The organism is Caldisericia bacterium, assembly GCA_021158845.1.
In the GTDB taxonomy this organism is placed as follows: domain Bacteria; phylum Caldisericota; class Caldisericia; order B22-G15; family B22-G15; genus B22-G15.
This window is the reverse complement of record JAGGSY010000031.1, coordinates 1-1,562: the sequence shown is the minus strand read 5'-3', so window position 1 is coordinate 1,562 and position 1,562 is coordinate 1. Positions and strand designations below refer to the sequence as shown.

The 1,562-nt window shown below is 37.0% G+C and carries 2 protein-coding genes; both read right to left on the bottom strand.

Annotated features, from left to right (window positions below):
* Nucleotides 1–150 precede the first annotated feature (150 nt).
* On the bottom strand, nt 151–429 hold the full coding sequence (locus tag J7J33_01185; GenBank protein MCD6167907.1) for an HU family DNA-binding protein: 279 nt from the start codon (nt 427–429) through the stop codon (nt 151–153).
* Between the two features lie 52 nt (nt 430–481).
* On the bottom strand, nt 482–1,465 hold the full coding sequence (locus J7J33_01180) for an NAD(P)-dependent glycerol-3-phosphate dehydrogenase (GenBank protein MCD6167906.1): 984 nt from the start codon (nt 1,463–1,465) through the stop codon (nt 482–484).
* Between the last annotated feature and the right edge of the window lie 97 nt (nt 1,466–1,562).

The window sequence follows — 1,562 nt, the reverse complement described above, 5'->3', positions numbered from 1 at the left end:
AAACCAAGTTCCTTTCTTAGCTCTATTATTCTCTCTCTAATCTTTTTCATCTTTTTCTGTGAATTAAAAATATTTATTTCTATTATAAATTATACAAAAAATATAAAGGGAGGGCAAATTTGCCCTCCCTTTATGAGATGGAGATTCTAACTACTTCTTTGGAACTGATGCCTTTAGATCTTTACCTGGACGGAAGGCAGGTACCTTCTTTGCTGGGATATGAATTGTTTTTTTGGTCTGTGGGTTAATTCCTTTTCTTGCCTTTCTCTGTCTTACCTCAAAAGTGCCAAAGCCAACAAGGGCAACCTTTTCCCCCTTGCTCAAAGCTTCCTTTACTGTCTCCATAAATGCCTCAAGGGTTGCAGCTGCAACCTTCTTTGTTACTCCAGCTTTTTCAGCAATCGCTGATACCAATTCTGGTTTTGTCATTTTAAACTCTCCTCCTTTCAAAGGAAATTATAAGATTTTTTAAAATTTTTAACTAAAATTCTTCTTTCAATTCTCTCTCCATCAATGATTTAACTGAGAGAATTGGTGATTTATCTTCGTATATTATCCTGTATACCTCTTCAACTATAGGCATTTCCACTTCTTTCTTCATTTCATAAACAGCTTTTACGGTATAGACACCCTCTATCACCTGTTTTGTTGAGGAAAGGATACTTTTAGCCTTAATCCCTCTCCCAACCATTTCACCAAACCACCTGTTTCGAGAAAGGGGAGAAAACGAAGTTGCTACGAGGTCTCCTATACCAGATAATCCAAAAAAGGTTTTTTCGTTGGCACCGAACAAACTGCCAAATCTTATCATCTCTCTCACTCCTCTGGTAATGAGAGCAGATTTGGTGTTAGCACCATAACCAAGACCATCAGAGATACCTGCTGCAATAGCGAGTGGATTCTTTAAACTTCCTCCTAACTCTACCCCTGTCATATCGTTTGTAGTATATACTCTAAAATACTCGTTTGTCAATAGTCTCTGAAAGAATTTCGCCACACCTATATCAAAGGAAGCCACTGTTGATGCGGTTGGAATACGAAGAGCCACTTCCTTAGAGAAGTTTGGTCCAGAGAGCACTGCAAGATTCCTTTTCCCCAAAACACTTCTAAAAACCTCGCTCATCCTCATACCCGTTTTTACCTCTATTCCTTTAGAAGCAATAAGAAATGTTTTGTTTCCTAAGTTAGTTTCCTTTAGAGATGTTAGAATCTCTCTCATGTGTTGAGAGGGAACTACAAGGATTAAGGAATCTGAGTTCTCTACAACAGGTTCAAGATCCAGATATATCTTTATTTTTTCAGGTATTATAAAACCTGGAAGGTAGTAGATGTTTTCCCTCTTTTCTTTTATTAACTTGAAGGTCTCTTTGGAGTGAACCCAGAGAGATACATCTATTCCTTTTCTGAATAAGTGAAGAGCAAGTGCAGTTCCCCATCCTCCAGCACCAATTACTCCTACTTTCACCTTTTCTCCCTCTTTTTAAATATTATATCAATAAATACACCTTTTAAGTCAAATTTTTCTCTAAATTTTGAGGTAAGATATCTCTTATAGTCATCTT

Bases quoted from the DNA above. Each gene is read 5' to 3' on its own strand.
- J7J33_01185 (MCD6167907.1), bottom strand. From the start codon at position 429: ATGACAAAACCAGAATTGGTATCAGCGATTGCTGAAAAAGCTGGAGTA.